The organism is Pseudoalteromonas sp. J010, from assembly GCF_003934235.1.
Lineage (GTDB): Bacteria > Pseudomonadota > Gammaproteobacteria > Enterobacterales > Alteromonadaceae > Pseudoalteromonas > Pseudoalteromonas peptidolytica.
Window position 1 is genome coordinate 1 of record NZ_RDBW01000056.1, and the last position, 20,350, is coordinate 20,350.

The following is a 20,350-nucleotide window of genomic DNA, read 5'->3' on the forward strand; positions in this document are numbered from 1 at the left end:
CATTCTGCTTTGGTCGCGGCATACTCCTGCGCACTGCTCACTAGGGCATATTTGCCCGCCTCTGAGCACACCATAAAGTCACATACACAAGCTAAGAGGAAGTCTCCTCCTTGCATATCCCCTGCAAACACACCGATAACCGGTTGTGTAAATCCTAATACCTGTCCATACAGATTGGCACTGATTGCATGGTTTGCCGCCTCTCGACTACCTCCAAGCCAGCCTTGCGCACCAACTTCTATGCGCAGCACTTTTACATCCGCACGGTTTTTAACCACGCTGAGCGCCTGACTGAATTGCTGTAGCCCAGCCTCATAGCTCGTGCTATGCAGCGCTTCCGCTAACTGGATGGCATAAATGCCATTACCGTGCTCGACAATCTCAACTAACGATGCTGAGCTGTCAGCTGCAAGCTTGCGAGTCTCCATCAAGCTCACCGCCTGCTTACTCGATGGTGCAGTAGCTGTGTTAATAGCGATGTTATTCGGTAACGCAAGTTTAATTGCGCTTGGTTTTGCGATGCTGTTATCTGCGGCTTTTATGCTTGCCTTCGCGACAGTACTTAAACGCACTGGTGTGTTTTTCTCAGTCACGGGAGTTGGTGCCTGTGGCGCGGCAACGACTACAGGTGATGCCAGCGCGGTGTGTACGCCATAACCTTGACACAACACAGTAGCATCTTGTTTTGCATGCTCTCCAACATTGTGGCTGTAGATCTCAAAGCCAATTTCCTGTTCATTTTTTATCATTAGCGCTATCGATAACGCTTTGCCTGGCTCGACCTTAAATGCCTTTGTTGACACCACATCTTTAATGCTCACCGCCCCCTGAGTATTAGTACCCAGCTCAATAGCGGCCTGCGCTAACTCGACATAGCCTGTCACTGGAAAGTACTTTTCTCCTCGTGCATTAGTCTCTAGAAATGCTTCTGTGCCTGAAAACACCGAACTATAAGCATGCTGCCTTAAATCTGAAACATTTCGGTGCACCAAAGGGTGTAAGTACCCGTCTGTCGCGGCCACGGTTTTGATTGGATTAGCCCAATATTTCTCTTTTGCAAAAGGATAAGCTGGCAGCGAAATAAAGGGGGGCACGTTATCCTTATACAGTTTTTGCCACTGCGGCTCAGCCCCTTCTAACCACAGCGAGAGTAACCCTTGGTGATCTTGTTTATCCAATAACTCGTCAAGTACCTTGGCTTGTTGAAGGTCTTGCTCTGGGCTTACAAAAACATCATCACTATTTTTTACGCGCTGCATTTGGACAAGTTGCCCATCTATTGCCGCTTGCGGGTCGCGTCCATACGCATCTAAACACGTTTTGAGTGCATCAATAGAGTCAACCACCACACCTAAACGATATGGCATCGCCTCTCGGCCAACTTGCAAGGTATGCGCCATGGCAGCGAGCGATAACGCAGGCTCTGCGGTGCTGATAAAGTCCAGTAACCGTTTTGCTTGTTGCTCAAGTTGTGCAGCGGTGCGCGCCGATAACACAATAAGCTGAGGGGTCGAGGTCGAGTCGACTGCGCGCTCAGGCTCTAGATATTCCTCTATGATAAGATGCGCATTGGAGCCACCGGCACCAAATGAAGATAACCCTGCTAATCTTGGCAGWGCYTTACCCTCTACCTCTATCGCTGGCCAATCCGTCAACTGCTGATTAACCTCAAATGGACTCTYRTCAAAGTCGATAAACGGATTCAGTTTACTTGAATGTAATGAAGGCACGATTTGCTTATGCTTCATCTGTAGTAAAACTTTACTTAATCCCGCTATTCCCGCTGCCGATTCACAGTGTCCAATATTCGATTTTGCCGAYCCTATTTTACAATAGCCATACGCCCTKTGCTGCGCTTCWACACCTTGATAAAACGCTTTACTAAGCGCCGCAATTTCAATGGGATCGCCAAGCTTAGTCCCTGTTCCATGCGCTTCAATATAATTAATATGTTGTGGTGCCACCTTGGCCTCAGTCAGGGCGCGACTGATTGCATTGGCCTGTGCCTGAGGGTTAGGCACTGTATACCCATTGGTTTTGCCCCCATGGTTTAACACGCTGGCTTTTATCACCCCATAAATATGCTGACCGGCTTGTTGGGCATCGGACAGACGCGACAAAATCACCGCACCCACCCCTTCACCTGGGATATAACCATCGCCTCCTTCACCAAAACTCTGGCAATGGCCGCTAGAAGCAATGAACCCCGAGCTCAGCATGCTATATTTACCAGGATGTACAGAGACATTCACCCCACCAGCAATCGCCAAATCGGTGCGCCCTTGTTTTAAGTCCTGACAAGCTAAGTGAATGGCTGTTAGTGACGATGAACACATAGTGTCTAGCGTCATACTAGGGCCATGTAAATTAAGAATATAAGACACTCGGTTGGCGATGCTGGCAAGACTACCGGAGAGGTTATACTCGCCGTACATGACGCCAACATAAACACCAACTTGACCTGCGGCATCTCCTTGGTGTGGGATCTGTAACCGTGCACGCGTGAAGCCCGCATCTTCTGCGGCCATCCAAGCATGTTGCAAAAATAGTCGTTCTTGCGGGTCAATATAAAACGCTTCACGAGGAGAGATATTAAAGAAGCGCGGGTCAAACTCATCTACGCCATCAATAAACCCGCCCCACTTGCTTGCATGGCGATCAGCAACATCACTGTCTTCAGTGTAGTATTCACACCAATCCCAGCGAGACTTTGGAATTTCAGTGATACAGTCAACACCTTCTCTTAGCTTCTGCCAGAACTCATCTAAAGTATTTGCCCCCGGATAACGGCCACTGATCCCAATAATGGCAATATCTTCTTGCTCTGACGTGTTGGCTTTGCTTTGTTGTTCAAACTCTTGAGACACTTCGCGACGACGACGTTTACGTGCGGATGCTCGACCAGAGGCCACCGTTTGTTTATCTAATTGTGTCACCGCAGTGGTTTCAGCCTGTGGAGCATCGCTTGTTTGGTCTACCTTGGGTGATGCAAACAACGTATGGAGTTGCGCGGTGTGTTCATTGATAAAGTATTCATTTAGCTGTGCTAATGTTTGATACTCAAAGAACAGTGTTTTCGATAATGAGCCAAAACTTGCTTCAAGCTGCTTGGTCAAATTGATTGCAAGCACAGAGTCAATACCGTAATTCTCCAGCTCCATGTGCTCGTCAATTTTATTGACCGGAAGCTTTAATAATGTGGATAGCTCTGCTTTTAAAAACGCCAATGTGTTTTGCGCTAAATCCGCTTCTTGTACCACTGAGTGTGTAGCTGCGGGTAAAGTCGCAGGTGGGTTTTCTGGCAATTTTTTAGGTGTGGTTGCTGCACGTTTAAATAGCGACGAAGTGATTTTTTCGCGATCGCCACTTGCAACAAAGAGCTGATCACTGTCTTGCATTAAGCTTTGATAAAACGCCCAAATACCGCAATCATCAGAAAGCGGCCTGATACCACTGGTTTGCCACATTAAGGCCTGATCTTCTGCACTTAACGACATCCCGCCGTTTTCCCACAATGGCCAGTTGATGGCAACACTTTTACCACGGCGTAGCCCTTGTTTTACTAGGTGATTTCGGGTTGCTGCAAATTGATCCATAAAGCCATTTGCGGCGGCATAATCGGCTTGGCCAATATTACCAAACGCCGCTGCTGCGGATGAAAACATCACAAAAAAATCCAGGTCAAAAGCTTGACTTGCTTTGTCCAAATAGACGGTACCAGCGACTTTGGGCAGTAAGGTTTGCGCCACCTGTAAGAGTGGTTTTTTAATTGCCAAGTTGTCTTGTGTTTGCCCCGCACAGTGCAAAATGCCATTTAGCTTCTGATAAGAATTATGCAGCTGCAAAACCGCATTCGTGACTTGTTGCTCATCATCTAATTGCATCTGAATGTATTTAATACGATGACTGTCCGCCATCGCGGCGATGTCATCTTCGATTTGTTGGTTCAAGGTACTGCGACCACTTAAGATAACGGTAGATTGTGATGTTTGTCGCAAAATTTCTTGGCAAAAAAGCTTCCCAAGCCCCCCTAAGCCACCGGTAATAAGATATACACCATCATCTTTAAATACCGTAGGAGCAACCATTTGCTGTGCTTCTATTGCTGTCCATTCATGTATTTGGCGTGCCTCTTGTTGATAGCGAACCATATCCTCAAGCGATCCTTGCTCACGCTGAAGCAGGGTTGTTAATTGCCCCTGAGTAACACCTTCAGGCACTAAAATGAGTTGGCCGTTAAAGATTGGCGACTCTTGCTCTACTGTCTTAAACAATCCACTAATACCCATAAGAATATGATTATCCAGGGTATCCGGTAATACTAACTTAAGATGTGATGGCCTTTTTTGTGTTGCTAACAATTGCTGTTGTATTTGCTCAAAGCAACTCAACACAATGGCTTCATATAAATGGTTGGCACCTTCAGCTTGAGCCACTTGGGTTTTGCTAACTGTGGCATTTGACAACTGGCTACTTAAATTAGGCACATCAACCCAAGGTAAGTCATGTAATACAATGTGCTGAGATGCGTCGCTGGGTAGCGCTTGATGATCAGGAGCTTGATTTTGCCATGTGGGTGCGGCCAATAATCGTTCCTGAGGTTGCTCATGTTGAACATCAATGACTCTAGAGCTAAACCCTTTTATTTGTACACAGATCCGCCCTTCACTGTCGATAAGGTCAATGTCCACTTTGGTTATTTTACTTCCCACTTCGTGGTTATCTGCATATCTAAGCCAAGCGTACATCTGCTCACTACAAGGTGCTAGCAGTGTCAAAGTATCTAATGCAAATGGCAAAACAGGTTTACCTTGGGAAGCAGGCTCTGACTCAAACCCTATCATCGCTTGTAATGCACAGTCCATGATACTGGGGTGCAACACATATTCGTTTTGCGAGTGAATTAAACTTTTTGGTAGCGCTAACTCGGCAAGCACGCCAGCGTCGCTACTAAACATTTTCTGGATTGCACGGTGAGCCGTGCCATAGTGCAGGCCAACGTCTCGAAAGTCTTGATAAATCTTTTCGCTGTCATACTGCGTTGCCGATACCTTTTGCTGTAGTGTCGCAATATCAATATGTTGCGCTTCAGCCACATCAAAACATACCGCCTGACCTTGGCAATGGATAACTTGCTCATCACCGCCACTATAAATCGTAAACTCAATAACATCATGGCGGCTATTATCCGCTGTAATATCTGTCAGCTCGACTTCAAGCACAGTCGGGGCATCGACCACACACGGCGTAGACCAAACGAGATTACACAGTTTTAATTGTAGGTTGAGATCTTTGACTCTTAACGCATCTGCCAGTGCTGCTCGCACCATCTCTAAATAGGCAACGCCCGGCAACACCGCCACAGGCTGTGCTGCGCCAAGCGCTACTTGATGATCTTTTAAGAAAAATTCATTGCCTGTAAATTCTGACACATAGCTTTGCTGAGACAGATCTGAGTTGTTGATATGTATTAGAGGATGAATATAGTTAGACGATTTGGTACTTCTAGATGAATACTGTTTGAGTAGCGCCAGTGCATTGCTTTTCGACAGCCGCTTACTTTTTAATTCTGAAACTACATATTCGACAAATTCTATCATTTTTTTATTCTCTATCAGAATATTTAACTTTAGAAATTCTCCGGATACCCATGATGTTAACGGAATAGCCAGAAATCCCACTTCTTCAGGGAAAATATGCAAGCGACATGATTTTCCACTGCCCAGACGGTATTCAATCAAGCTATTTGATTCGCACACACTTCTCTTAGAAGTACGCAATGACAGGTCGACAATGACACAAGCATGCCAACAAGCGATACTTGCTGACATGCCTTAATAAAGAGTGCGAAAGTGCTGCACTTTCGCCTATGAGGGGGTTAAACCACTTGCTTTAACAGCTCAACCGCCTCAGCAGTATCAATGTGTTCTATATCTAGTTGCGCAAATAGTTGCTCGACATCAGCATTCTCTTTTTGACTATGGCTTTCACTGTTTGATGTTGCCTTTTTACTGGTGTCAACCCAACAATAATCTCGAGCAAATGGATACTTAGGAACGCTAACTCGTTTTGGTTGAGTTTTACGCTCTTGTATCGCCAATAATAATCCGGCGTCTTGTGCAAAAGGTGATTGATAGCCCGAGCTGCTGATATCTTGCTTCATATCATGCAGTAAGGGATGAGCATGGTTGGGGTTTAAAGTAACGACGTTATCAACCAGCCCTTGCTCCATTTCAATCCAATACCTTTCTTTTGCAAATGGATACACCGGCAACTGTACTCGAGTTGGCTTGTTAGTTTTATACAACTTGTGCCAATCAAAGTTCATGCCTTTTGCCCAAAACTCACTGAGTTTAGAAAGGTTGCTGGTTTCTAACCATTTTTGCACAACCACCTCTTTCATCTCGTCGTCTTGAGCGAAGATTTTCAGTCCCTCTTTATGCTCACGGCATGAGCCGGAGTATATACCTCGAATTGACTTGCTTCCTTCAACATAAGCTTGTAACTGAATCGTCAACTGCTCGATTGAGTCTGACAAAAACACCACTCTGGCATCCATTGCATCTCTGCCAACTTGCAAAGTATACGCCATTGATAACAGATCTAAGGTCTTATCGTTTTTACCGATAAAGTCCAATAGCTCTTGTGCTTTGTATTTAAGTCGTTCTTCATTTCTTGCAGACAACGGGATCATTATATGCGCATTTTCATTCACATAGCCAACTTCTTGAGGTGTCAGATCTGACGGTTGATATTCCGCAATGACCATATGTGCATTTGTACCACTAAAACCGAACGAACTCACAGCAGCTTGGCGCGGTGTATTGTCCGCAACATCCCATGGTGTCAGTTTGTCATTGACATAAAATGGGCTGTCAGCCAGTGAAATATGCTCATTTAGCTTATCAAAGTTAATGCTCGGTGGTAGCTGCTTATGTTTTATAGACATAACCAGTTTTATTACCCCAGCAACACCTGCCGCTGTTAAGCAGTGGCCAATATTACTTTTCACTGATCCCAACGCACAATACCCTACTTGCGATGTGTACTGCGCAAATGCAGACTTTAATCCCTCAATTTCGATGGGGTCGCCAAGCTTAGTACCCGTGCCATGCGCTTCAATTAGTTGAATGTGATTAGGGTCAATATTAAATTGGTCATAGACTTCTTTTTCAAGGCGAGCTTGAGACTCGGGGTTTGGTGCCGTGATACCATTTGTTTTGCCATCTTGATTCACCCCCCAACCTTGGATCACTCCTTGGATGATGTCTTGATCTCGCTTAGCATCCGAAAGACGCTTCAGCACCACAACCCCAACGCCTTCACCTGCAACAAAGCCATTGGCTCTTTGGTCAAACGTATAGCATTTACCATCCGTAGATAACATACCTGCTTGCGCTGTTTTGATATACATATCTGGAGCAGCGAGTACATACACACCACCTGCCAATGCCATATCACATCGACGCAGATTGAGGCTATCACATGCAGTTGCGATAGCGACTAAAGAAGACGAGCAAGCCGTGTCGATTGAAATACAAGGGCCTTGTAAATTCATAAAATACGAAACGCGAGCCGCTAATATCGATGTTGCTCCACCGGTAAACCCTTGTGCACTAATTTGCTGTTCACGCGACAGTAAATCGTAATCACCAGTTGCGCAACCCACAAAGACACCACACATACTACCGGATAGCGTTTCAGCAGCATACCCAGCATCTTCAACGCCATGCCAACACGCCTGCAAGAACAAACGCTGTTGTGGATCCATACTCTCGGCCTCTGTTGGCGAAATATTGAAGAATAAGGGATCAAATAGATCGTATTCTTCCATTGCCCCAAACCATTTACTATTGGTCTTTCCGGCTACTGGTGCTCCCTCTTGGTAGATGGCGTCTATATCCCAGCGCTGCGAAGAAACTTCAGAGATACAGTTATTACCTTTTGCTATATTTTCCCAGTACTGTTCTACATTGTTTGATTGCGGGAATTGCCCGGCCATACCAATAATTGCAATAGGCTCTACATCCAGAGTAGCCTTTGGAGCCTCGACTTTAGCCACCTGCGGTTGCGCTTGATTACGCCAGCTTGTCAACGTGACGGGTGTATCTTGCGCTTGCTCAGATACTGGTGCTGCAACAGGTAACGAGGAAATCGGCGGCTGTGGCACTCGTGTCGGCGCATATTTATCCATTTCAGATTTCACATGTCGACCCAACTCTTTTAGTGTTGGATAACTATAGACCTTGGTTGCCTCAATCTTAGTACCGAATAATTCATTAATGCGGCGCACCCATGTCACCCCTGTGATTGAGTCTAGCCCCAAGTCAATAAACTGAGAGACGTCGTCTATTTCATCAGCTGTCATGTGTAGCTCTTCTGCCAACATTTGTTTCAGTTCTTCAATAACAAATGATAGCTCCTGCTCTGAACTGCGTTGCGGTGCTTCAGCCTTAACCACCTGCTCTACCGCTTTTGGCTGCTGTATTTGCGGCTGTTGTACCTTTGCTTGCTGTGCCAGCATCGCATGTACATGCTGGCTTAACTTAGTCAGTGTGGGATAGCTATATACTTTGGTTGCTTCAATATTAGTACCATAATATTCATTGATATTTTTTACCCAAGTAACGCCAGTTATGGAGTCTAAACCGAGTTCTACAAACTCGCTGGTATCTTCAATTTCATCTGCATCTAGATACAACTCACTTGCCAGTAAGGTTTTTAAGTGTTGTGTCAGTGCTGCGAGGTTAATTGTTACATTTTTCACTGTGCGTTCCTCTGCGTAAGCGCCTTGTGATGTTTTGTCATTAGCAAGCTTGGACTCTACTTTTTCTAGAGTATTGGTCTGTCCAACAAATGTCATCTCATGCATGAGAAGTTCCGCCTTATAAGTTTCATCTAATTTTGATAACAGTGCACGATTCGACTGTGCTTTGAATGCTTTGAGTTGTGCCTGTGATAATTGCGCAATCTGACGGGCCAATGACATTGCCTTATCTAATACTTGCGCTCTTGGCAGCACCTGCTGCGATAGATTACGTAGTTTGAGCTGTTCACCTGAGTGCTCATTTGCCGTCAACAAGGTATCCATTGCCAAGTCATAGCCCAATTGAGCTGGCATGATAAGCGTTGATGCGGCGCCTGGAGTGAAGCCATAATTCATATAGGGGCTAAAATAGCGACTCTCTTCACTGAATAGCGTAATATCAGCGAACATACCAAGCGCCCAACCGGCACCAATACTATGCCCTTGCATCGCAGCGATAACTGGTATGTCGCAACTAAGTGGCGCTTGGTACAGCTTGCTATCCGTAAATTGCATTTGCCCTTGTCCAATCGCCATCAAGGTATCTAATGTGCCACCGCTTGAGAAATAAGTGCCATAACCGGTCAGAACAACGGCTTTATAGTGAGGTGTCTGAGCGACATGTTCAAACACTGCTGTTAAGCCATCAGAGAAGGCATCTGAGAACATGTTTTTATGCTCTCTATCTTCCATGTGCACTTCTAGTACGCCATCTGGGTGTGCAATAGCACGAATAACATCCGAGCCAAGCGCAACCTCTGTTACTCCCTGATGTTGCACATCACCTCTCACCTCTGGGGTTTGTGGCCATGCCTTCACATCTGCCAGTGCCTTGACTAGCTCCGCTTTGTGCCAGCACGCCACCTCTATAGGCAGCTTCGCAAGCATCGCTGCAACAGCACCTGCTTGTTGCTGTACCGCTGACCCCTCTGCTACTTGGCTCGCTTTATGTTGCTGTGCCAGTGCTTGGCTACTCAAGTGTGCTTCACCAAATAATATGCTTTGCCCTAATTGACTGCCAAAACGATATAAAAAGAGTTGCGCTTGTGGGGCATGCAGTTGTCTACGTGCGACTTGCTGYTGACCCTCACCATGATAAATCACCGCATCGCAACTTAGTGCAACCTGCCACCATGTTTCACTAACCTCTGTGCCAAGCTCTGCAACTATCGGGAGTGCACTTTGTAGTACCACCGCTTGTAACCCTAAGTCGCAGTCGCCTCCTTCGCTACTCAATACCACCGCACCAACTTGCCCATCATTCGCCTGTTGGGTAAGTAAACTTGCCAGCGCTTGTGCCACTTCTGGACCTTGGCTACGTATCGCAACCCGTAACACCCCATTTCCTTCAGCTTGTACAGCCAGCAACGAGGTACTCGCTACTGCCGCCACTGACTGATATTCCCGCGGTACAGGTAGCGTACCTGCCACCAAATTCGCCACGCTTTGCTGCAATGTGCGCGATAAGTGTTGTTTYAACAARCTCAAAGCTTCTTGTGGCTTTTGTGATAACGACTGRCTTAAGCGCGCCACATGCGCTGCTAACTCCGTGCCACTTACCACCGCTGATTGCCATCCTARTGCCTGTAACTGCGCTCCTGTRTGACCTGTAGTACTTTGCACTAAGCGCGCCGACAGTGCGCTACCAAAGCGYGCTTGTAAAAATGCACATTCTGCTTTGGTCGCGGCATACTCCTGCGCACTGCTCACTAGGGCATATTTGCCCGCCTCTGAGCACACCATAAAGTCACATACACAAGCTAAGAGGAAGTCTCCTCCTTGCGTATCCCCCGCAAACACACCGATAACCGGTTGTGTAAATCCTAATACCTGTCCATACAGATTTGCACTGATTGCATGGTTTGCCGCCTCTCGACTACCCCCAAGCCAGCCTTGCGCACCAACTTCTATGCGCAGCACTTTTACATCAGCACGGTTTTTAACCACGCTGAGCGCCTGACTGAATTGCTGTAGCCCAGCCTCATAGCTCGTGCTATGCAGCGCCTCCGCTAACTGGATGGCATAAATGCCATTACCGTGCTCCAATAGCCGTACTAAATTCTGTTCCTTTTGCGGCTGCGTGTCGCCATTTAATGCTGTCAATGTTAATGCTGGTTTCGCCAGTTCTTGATTGGCTTTTATAACCTGTGACCCACTCAGAGCTTGCAAAGCGACTGAGGGCTTAGTCAAATTCCCATTTCTCATTTTTTTAATCCTCTACGGTTACTTCGAGAGCAAGCTCTTTTGGTATATTGTCTGTTTGTGGTTGAGATACCGGCACTTTGCCCGGTATTACATCGAACATAGCAGCAAATCTGCTATCGACTATCGCTTGGTAGCTTATGCCTTGCAGTCTTGTACATACCTTTCCATGCTCATCCAAAATATCCAGATCTAGCACCACCTCAGTGGCGCTCTGCATGCGCTTGGTGATCACCAGCGCACATTGTTTTGGACATGGTGCATAACTTGTCATTGCGGCAATAGAGAGCGCATGGTGTTGTATCGGTTGTGATACCAATGGCTGCACCAGCGCTAATAGTTCATCTACTAGGCTAAGCGCCGAAAACGCAACATGCTCTTGTCCTTGATAGGCTGCCATCACTAGCATCTTCTGACTCGCGTTATCAATAAAACCGGCTCTTACCTCTACTGCGCTTGCTCCTTGGGCGGCAATATCCAAAGGTATCAATGACGCTTGCAGCTGGTTCAAATCTATTGCCTCTATCGCGCCTGAGTCTATGGCGTTCAGCTTGGCTTTGCCTTGGCTGAGTACTTCATCATCTTCTTCACTGAAGATTTCAAAATCTACAAACTCCCCTTCCATTGCCGCTCTTAAACACACCGATATTTGGCTTGGCTTGTTAAAGCGCTGTGAGGGTAACCAATTAAATTCTTTCACTTCGAACCCACCTTGATGGTCTGTAAGCTCAAGTGCATGTTGGCAAGCTGTCACTGCCATTTCTATTTGTGCCTGAATTGGTAACTGCCACTGATGTGTTGCCACCGCTTTAACGAACGGCTCATTTCCTAGAAATAGAGAGCTATATTGCTGCAAACCAAGTATCGAGGTATTGCGATGTAATAGAGGGTGTAACACCTCAACACTTGACGTCGACGCCGGTAAATTCAGATCTGTGGTTAGAATGTCCGTCCACCAGTATTTTTCTGCCGCAAACGGATAAGTTGGCAAACTGATCCGTTTTACGTCGTCGCCTTTGGTGTAAAGCTGTTGCCAATTAACATCCTGTCCAAGGATCCATTTTTGTGCCAACGCATCGAACTCTCTGACCTCCAACCAGTGAGCAATATTGGCCTTATCTTCAGGGTTATATACTCTGTCCTTGAGCTTCACTATCCGCCCTCGATACACGTGGCTTAGCTCGACCGACTCGTCAGCTAGCTGACCCAGTTTCTGCTGCAACTGTGCAACTGAATTAACCACCAATGCCAACCTCTCTGCCATTGCCTCACGACCCACTTGTAACGTATAGGCCAGTGAAGGCAAATCTATATTGTCTTGATTATCAGTAACAAACGTACTCAAGTTGACCACCATTTGCTGTAGCTGTGTTGTCGTCCTCGCGGACAGTAAGACCAATACCGAGGCCGATGACCGACAGCTAAATTCGGGCGCAATATACTCTTGTACAATCATGTGGCCATTTGAGCCTCCGGCACCAAAAGAGGAAATACCAGCAGTACGCGGGAGAGTTTGACCATTGATGACCGGCTGACGCCAATCGGTCAACGTCTGATTCACTACAAATGGCGTCGCTGCAAAATCAATATGCGGATTTAACGTGCGAGAATGCAGTGAAGGCGCAACTTTTTTATGCTTCATTTGCAGCAATACTTTTGTGAGCCCAGCAATACCTGCAGCAGGTTCACAATGACCAATATTCGACTTCGCAGAGCCAAGTAAACAGTACCCTGTTTCTACTGCTGCGTTTGGATCACGTAGCGCTTCTTTATTAAATGACTTAGTCAGTGCTGCAACCTCGATTGGGTCCCCTAACTTAGTACCAGTGCCATGTGCTTCAATGTAGCTGATATGTCTTGGCTCAATATCCGCCTCAGCAATCGCCATCGAGATTGCACTGGCTTGAGCCTGTGGGTTAGGAACCGTATAGCCATTTGTTTTGCCGCCATGATTAATCGCTGACCCTTTAATGACACCATAGATGTGATCACCGTCATGCTCAGCATCTGATAAGCGTTTAAGCAGCACAGCGCCAACGCCTTCACCTGGAATATATCCCTCCCCACCTTCACCAAAGCTCTTACAACGGCCAGTGGTCGAGATGAAATGATCTGAGCTTAAAATGGTATATTTATTTGGGTGAATATTGACATTAACGCCACCTGAAATAGCAAAATCAATCCGCCCTAGCTTAAGATCCTGACAAGCTAAATGTATTGCGGTCAATGAGGAGGAGCACATGGTGTCGACCGTCATGCTAGGACCATGCAAATTCAATACATACGATACCCGATTCGCAATATCTGCTAAGCTACAAGCAAACCCGAGCAATTCACCCTGCACACTCGCTTCAGCGCCATATAGCTGATACTCGCTGTACATCACCCCGACGTACACACCAACTTGACCCGCTAAATCTTCTTTATACGGTTTTTTAAGTGTCGCTTTGGTGTATCCGGCATCTTCTACCGCCATCCAAGCGTGCTGTAAAAATAGCCTTTCTTGTGGGTCTAAAATGCTGGCTTCACGCGGTGAAATATTAAAGAATTTTGGATCAAACTCTTCCACCCCAGAGATAAAACCACCCACATTACTATAATGCTTGCCAGCTTGTGTTCGGTCTTCACTGTAAAAGCGCTGCCAATCCCATCGTTGCTGTGGAATTTCGCTTATGCTGTCTATACCGGCACTTAAGTTGTGCCAAAATGCCTCAACATCGTCAGCGCCAGGATAACGTCCACTGATCCCAACAATGGCAATATCTTCAAGCTGAAGTGGCACTGATGACGGCTCTGATACCGCAGTTTTTAGTCCGCTAAAGCGATTGTTTTTAAGCACATTGTGAGTCGTCGCTAAGCCTTTTGGTATCGCTGGTGTGCTCGGTTGCACAGGAACGCTGGACTTACTCTGCGTCTCTCCAAATAAAGAGTCGAGCTTAGCTCTGTGGGCGTCAACAAAGAACGTTGTCAGTTCATCTACGCTCTGATATTCAAATAACAGGGTCTTTGAAAGCGAGCCAAACGTTTTTTCTAGCTGATTGGTCAGGCTAATCGCCAATATAGAGTCTATGCCATATTGTTCTAAGGGCGCTGATGGATCTATCTGTTGCGCCTCTAACTTGAACACTTTGGCACATTGCTGCTGTAAATATTCGGTGGTGCGCGCACGTAATGATTGTGCATCAACCACGTACTGTTCACGCTTTTCATGATGTTGTTGCGCAGGCTGGTGTAAAGCCATCGCTGCGGTATGTGTATTCAGCCATGACGTTAAGCGCGGCTTATCACCCGTCATGACTAACACTTGCGAGGTATTCATCGCCATACAGGTGTAAAATGCCCGCACTCCTGCGTCTGACGCCATCGCCATCATACCCATCTCTTCATACGCTTGCGCCTGCATTTCTGCACTTAGTGTCATGCCTCCTTCTTGCCAAAGTGGCCAGTTGATAGACACACATACCCCAGAGCGCAGCGCTTGAGCACGCAGTTGATTCCGATGCTTGGCATATTGATCCATGAAGCCATTAGCAACAGCATAGTCTGCTTGCCCCAAGCTACCTAAAGCCGACTCAGAAGAGAACAAAACAAGAAAATCTAATTCCAGCTGCTTAGTTGCTTCATCTAAATATACTGTACCTGCAACTTTGGGCTGCAATACCGCTCTAAAACTATCGGTGGTTTTATTGCGGATCAGACTATCCGATATCATCCCTGCGACATGAAGAATACCGTTTACTTTTCCATATTTCGTATTAATTTTAGCGAAACCATCAATCACCGACTGCGGCGTGTCTATCTCTAACTGCTCATACGTTACTTGCGCTGAGTATGCAGCAAGGCTGGTAAGCTCGGCGAGATCATACTGTGCTGCACGCCCAGTTAGGATAACCTTAGCTTGAGAGGCCTGTTGTAATATCTCTTTCGCAAAGATCTGCCCAAGCCCTCCTGTACCGCCAGTAATGACATACACACCATCATCTTTAAATGCAACCTCAGCGGAAACTTGTGGCTCAGTCACTTGCCATGCAAGTCGCTGGCGTTGCACCCCTTGATACTTAACACAGGGCGATAGCTCAGCCAGGTTGTGAAGCAATTTTTGACTCAGTGTTTCACCCGTTTCATTAACGTCAACAAAAACAAGCTGACCGATAATATTTGGATTCTCAAGGTTCGCTGTTTTTAACATCCCTTGAAGTCCCAAAAGCAGCATGCCTTGGTCATCATTACGAGTGACTAGCTGCACCACGGTTTGTGTCTGAGGGTTGCGCTTAAGGATCCCTTGCAATAGCTCAAAACACATCACGGCGGCTTGTTGGTATTCGTCACCAAGCGCTGCCGAGCTTCCTTCCCAACGATGACACTGAGCTTGCGGCAAATACGCTGCCAACGATATATCAGGCAAATTCAGCAATAATACTTCATGCTGTACTTGTGGCATTTCATTCAGCACTGGTGCTGGTTGTGCCTGCCAAGTAGGCACTGCAAATATCTGCTGTGGCTCTTGAGATGATTTTGGTGTCTCGGCTGCAATGACTCGGGAGCAAAAACCACGGATCTCAACACATACTTCGCCTGCACTATTCAGTAAGTCTAAATCCATTTTTACGAGTTGCTCGGTACGCTGAGCACCTTGAGCAAACCGCGCCCAAACCGTCATGGTAGTGTCACATGATTTGATCACCTTGAGACTATCCATAGCGAAAGGCAATGCAGTTTCACTTGGTAGTGTTTGTGATCCTGCCAGTAACAATAGGCAAGACTGTAGCGCACCATCCATCAAACTGGGGTGTAATTGTAACCGTGTATCATTGACCATAGCGGGTATTGTCACTTCGGCCACCAACGCCTGATCGGTCAGTTTAACTGAATCAAGTGCCCTAAATGTTGTGCCAAAGTGAGTACCCATTGCTGCTATATCAGCATAAAACTGCTCAATATCGATGTCGATGGCTTGCTGCTGACGTAGGCGTTGCATGATGTCATTAATATCAATTTGCGCAGCATCATAATGCTCAAGTAATCCGGCATTACCTTGGCAATATAACACCGTCTCATCAGTACCCTCGGCACTGCTAATTTCATACGACAATAGACCACTGTCTTGTACTGTTAAAGCGAGGTTGATGGTTTTTTCTTCATCCACTACCGCCGGTTGCACCCAAACAATATTACTCAGCTCTAGTACTGCCGTATCATCAATACCACCCACCGCGCTGTCCAGTGCTGCTCGTGCCATTTCTAAGTAGGCAACTCCTGGTAGGATTTTATCACCGAGTATTTGATGATCCCGTAAGAAAAACTCTCCGCCAGTCAGTGTCGTTGCGTAGCTTTGCCTTGTAAGATCTGAGGTATTGCAGTGTAGTAACGGATGTCCAGTCGTTGTGACCACAGGCTGCTGTGCGGTGGCCGCCGCAACATCTATCCAATATATGTCTTTCGCAAATGGATAAGTTGGTGCGCTGAGTTTTCTTGGCGCTCCCTGTGGATAGAGTGTTGTCCAGTCGACAGCACAACCTTTACTCCATACCGTCGCTACTTTGTACCACTTCTCTTTGCTGATCCACTGTCGCACAAGCGCGTCAAAATCTTCATCCTGCTGTAAAATATTCTCGTCTTGATCACTTAAGTGATTGTACACAACCAAGCTAGATTCTTTATCCGCCAAAAAGTCAGAGATGGCTTCAACTAGCTGCGCTTGATTTTCAACAACCAGAGCTAATCTATGTTCAAATGCTTTACGTCCGGTCTGTAGAGTGAATGCCAGCGAGGCAAGTGATAACGCGTCTTCTGAGTTCACAAAATGCAGTAGCTGTTGAGCATATTCATTCAGTACATCTTTGCGTCGTGCTGATAGCGTGATGATATATCCCGCGCCACTGTCGCTATGGTGAGCCTGCTCTGCCATGCAATATTCTTCTAAGATAGCATGGGTGTTTGTACCACCGATCCCAAAGGCGCTGAGCGCAGCGCGGCGTGGCTCATCAGACTCATCCCATGTTAGTGGTTTATCTAACACATAAAATGGCGACTGCTCAAAGTCAATTTGGGTATTTGGCGTTTGATAATTAATTTGTGCCGGGAACGTTCGCTGATGTAGCCCCAAAGAAAGTTTAATAATACCTGCCAAGCCAGCTGCGGTATCTAGATGTCCAATGTTTGCCTTCACTGAACCTAAAGCACAGAACTGCTTTGCTTGAGTATACTGAGAAAATGCCTCACTCAATCCCATCACTTCTATGGGATCCCCCAACGAGGTGCCGGTACCATGTGCTTCTACATAATGAATGGTTTGTGGATCAATGGCCGTTTTCTTTAGTACTTGTTGAATTACTGCTGATTGCCCAGACACACTAGGCGCATAATAACCCGCTTTATCAGCGCCATCATTATTCACCGCGATGCCACGTAATAGGCTATAAATATGATCGCCGTCAGCAATGGCATCTTCAGCGCGGCGTAACATAATCACCCCAACGCCTTCACCCTCAACCATACCATCGGCATGGTTATCAAACGCTTTTAAGTGGCCATCACTGGATAAGTTCATTCCCGGTTGGTGTAAATAACCATATGTGCGTTGTGCCGCAAAAGAGGCCGCCCCCACCAGTGCATAATCCGCATCTTGATTAATCAAGCTTTGATACGCTGAATACAAACTGGCCAGAGAAGATGAACAATTCGAATGCACAAAGACACTAGGGCCAGTAAAGCCCAACTGATAAGAGATCATCGTTGGAATAGTGCCGCCTTGTGCCATCAGCCAGCTGACAAACTCTTCCGAATTTTCCATCACACCATGAGGATTGGCACCACTATTGGCCATAGCTTGATAGGAATTGTTACTCACTGACATATAGACTGAGGTATTCGCAATGTCATCACATAGATACCCTGCATCCTCAACCGCTTTCCACGAGTGCATTAGCAACTGTCTGAGTTGTGGATCCATCAGCTTGGCATTGCCCGCTGACAACTTGAAAAACTCGGGATCAAAATACGCTTTTTCTTCAGTCCACGTATTGAGCGCAACATAGTCCTCACTGTCAATAATCTGCTTAGGGACACCAAAAGCCTCTGCTTCTTGTGGTGATAAATGCACCACACTTTCCTTACCCGCGACTAAGTTCTGCCAAAACGCTCGGTGATCAGGCGCCTGTGGGAAATGACAAGAAATCCCTACTATCGCCAAGCTGTCTGCGTAATAGCTTGGTCTACTTACGCTTTCCGGCTGGCCATTTGTCACTGCCACCGGCACCTGCGAAGCAGCCGAGCTCTGTTGCTGTGTCACCGCCAGCGTTGTTAACAAGTGCTCGGCAATGGTCTCTATTGAGCTGAATTTAAATAACATGGCTGGCTGAAATTCACAGTCGAAAGATTTCGCAATCCGTGCCGCAACTTCAACAACTGTGAGTGAGTTTCCGCCTATATCAAAGAAGTTGTCTTGAGTATTAAAACTGCTACTGTCAATTTCTAACACCTCACTCCATAACAACTTAAGTTTTTTCTCTATACTTGATAGGTTCGTCATATCGTTTTTCACTGGTGAATGAGATGGGGTCACAGGCATCGTTTGTAGTGCTCTGCGATTTGCCTTACCGCTGGCAGTCAATGGTAGACTGGCCAATATCACAAATTTAGCTGGCACCATATAGTCTGGTAGTACCGCGCTAAGATGCTGTTTGAGTTGCGCTGAAGTATGTTCATTTGCCGCAGATTTAGACTGTACAAATGCCACTAAGCGTTGATTAACACCTTCTCCTTGCACCACCACACAGGCCAATTCAACTATTGCTAATTGCTCTAATTGATACTCGATTTCAGCGGTTTCAATCCTAAATCCTCGTAACTTTATTTGACTATCAATACGCCCCAAATACTCGATATTGCCGTCGGCTAACCAACGCGCTAAATCGCCGGTTTTATACATGCGCTCGCCTGGCTCAAAAGGGTTATTGATAAACTTCTCTGCGCTTAAAGCGACTTGGTTTATATACCCTCTTGCTAACCCATCACCAGCAATATGCAGCTCTCCTGGCACCCCTTTGGGTTGTAATTGCAATTGGTCATCCAAAATATATAAACGAATGTTGTCAATTGGTTTACCTATTGGCACTGAGCTTAATGAGGCAGTATCAACCAGCTGGGTGCAATCAAATGCCGTTACGTCAATCGCCGCTTCAGTGGGGCCGTATAAATTGTGCAGGGCGGCATTTGGGAAAGACTGGGTAAATTGCGTAGCAGACTTAATACCTAAGGCTTCACCGCTACTAAAGATGCGTTTTACACTCGGGCATTGTTGTGGTGCATGAGCAAGAAAGCTACTTAACATGGAGGGGACAAAGTGTAATGTTGTTACTTGCTGCTGATTGATTAGCGCGCTGAGGTAATCGGGTTCACCTTGTCTGCCGGGTGCTGCAAATACTAAGGTCGCACCAGACATCATAGGCCATACAAATTCCCAAACGGAGACATCAAAGCTATAAGGCGTTTTTTGTAACACGACATCACTTGGTGTCAGCTGATATTCTCTTTGCATCCACACAATTCGGTTCATCAATGCTTTGTGCGTTACCATCACACCTTTAGGGCGTCCTGTTGAACCTGAGGTGTAGATGACATAAGCCATATTATCTGGTTTCACCGCGCTATCTAGTGCCACTGGATACGCTTCTGATGATGACCAAAATGACGGTTCTTTTGCATCTAATAGGGTGATTTTTTCATCACCACAACTTAGCGCCCTTACCTTTTCGGCAAATTTGCTCTGTGTCAAAATAGACGCGACCGGACTATTTTCTAACATATAAGATAAGCGCTCATCTGGATATTCCGGATCAAGCGGCACATAGGCACCACCGGCTTGAAGTACAGCCATAATAGCGACCATCATCTCTATCGAGCGTTCAAGGCAAATTCCAACTAAAACCTCAGGGCCAACACCTTCTGACTGTAAATGCTTTGCCAGCGCCTCGCTACGTTTCTGTAATTGTGCATAACTGAGTGATTCATCACCATAGCGCACCGCTTCACGCTCTGGGTGCGCAGCAGCTTGCTCAGCAAATAGCTCATGAATACATACCGAGTCATCATACGCACGCTTGGTATCATTAAGCGCCATCAGCTGTTGTTGCTCTGTGTCGCTTAAATAATCCAGCCTCCCTATCGGCTCCGCTGGTGTCTGGCACACCATCTCTGTCAATGCCACAAAGTGTCTCATTAAGGCCGTTATCGTATCGTGCTTAAATAGCGCCGTGCTATATTCTACCGCGCCACTCAGTGCTCCTTCGTCCTCCACAAACTCTAACGTTAAGTCAAACTTACTCACCTCTGTTGCCAGTG

3 protein-coding genes are annotated in these 20,350 nt (G+C 46.4%); all 3 read right to left on the bottom strand.

Translation table 11 applies throughout. From position 1 onward, the window contains the following. Nucleotides 1–5,759 (bottom strand): SDR family NAD(P)-dependent oxidoreductase (locus tag EAG18_RS21540; protein ID WP_185745643.1); only part of this gene is annotated, 5,759 nt, incomplete at its 3' end. A gap of 119 nt (nt 5,760–5,878) precedes the next feature. Continuing rightward, nucleotides 5,879–11,011, bottom strand: coding sequence for a polyketide synthase (locus tag EAG18_RS21545; RefSeq protein WP_125254403.1), 5,133 nt, complete (start codon nt 11,009–11,011; stop codon nt 5,879–5,881). A gap of 4 nt (nt 11,012–11,015) precedes the next feature. Beyond that, nucleotides 11,016–20,336 carry a non-ribosomal peptide synthetase gene (locus tag EAG18_RS21550; RefSeq protein ID WP_185745644.1) on the bottom strand — a complete coding sequence of 3,107 codons (9,321 nt, stop codon included), beginning with the start codon at nt 20,334–20,336 and terminating at the stop codon, nt 11,016–11,018. Nucleotides 20,337–20,350: the final 14 nt, after the last annotated feature.